This window comes from Mangrovihabitans endophyticus, from assembly GCF_014646155.1.
Taxonomy (GTDB): domain Bacteria; phylum Actinomycetota; class Actinomycetes; order Mycobacteriales; family Micromonosporaceae; genus Actinoplanes; species Actinoplanes endophyticus.
This window is the reverse complement of sequence record NZ_BMMX01000167.1, coordinates 1-594: the sequence shown is the minus strand read 5'-3', so window position 1 is coordinate 594 and position 594 is coordinate 1. Positions and strand designations below refer to the sequence as shown.

At 37.0% G+C, this 594-nt stretch carries 1 protein-coding gene; it reads left to right on the top strand.

The features are described from left to right. A partial coding sequence (rsmD, locus tag IEY73_RS34750; protein WP_229716450.1) for a 16S rRNA (guanine(966)-N(2))-methyltransferase RsmD occupies positions 1-590 on the top strand: 590 nt, incomplete at its 5' end. Positions 591-594 lie beyond the last annotated feature (4 nt).

The following is a 594-nucleotide window of genomic DNA, read 5'->3' as shown; positions in this document are numbered from 1 at the left end:
AGCCAGTAAAAAAATTTAAGATTATTGGGGGGGCTTGTAAGGGATTGGGCTTGAATTTGCCCAAAATTTCTAGCACGCGCCCCACGAAAGCGATCGTAAGAGAGTCGTTTTTTAACACCTTGCAAGCAGAAATTAGGGGAGTGCATTTTATAGAAGTGTTTTCAGGCAGCGCTTCTATGGGTTTAGAGGCTTTGAGTAGGGGGGCTAAAAGCGCGGTGTTTTTTGAGCAAAACAAAAGCGCTTATGCCACGCTTTTAGAAAATATTTCCCTCTTTAAAAACCGCCTGAAAAAGGAAATTGAAATTCAAACCTTTTTAGATGACGCTTTCAAGCTTTTGCCCACACTGTGTTTAAAAAATGGCGTTTTGAATATCCTTTATTTTGATCCTCCTTTTGAAACAAGCGGGTTTTTAGGGATTTATGAAAAGTGTTTTCAAGCTTTAGAAATGCTATTGAAACGCTTCAATCCAAAAAATCTTTTAGTGGTTTTTGAGCATGAAAGCGCGCATGAAATGCCTAAAAGTCTTGTAACTTTAGCTATAATCAAACAGAAAAAATTTGGAAAAACCACTTTAACTTATTTTCAATAGGAAT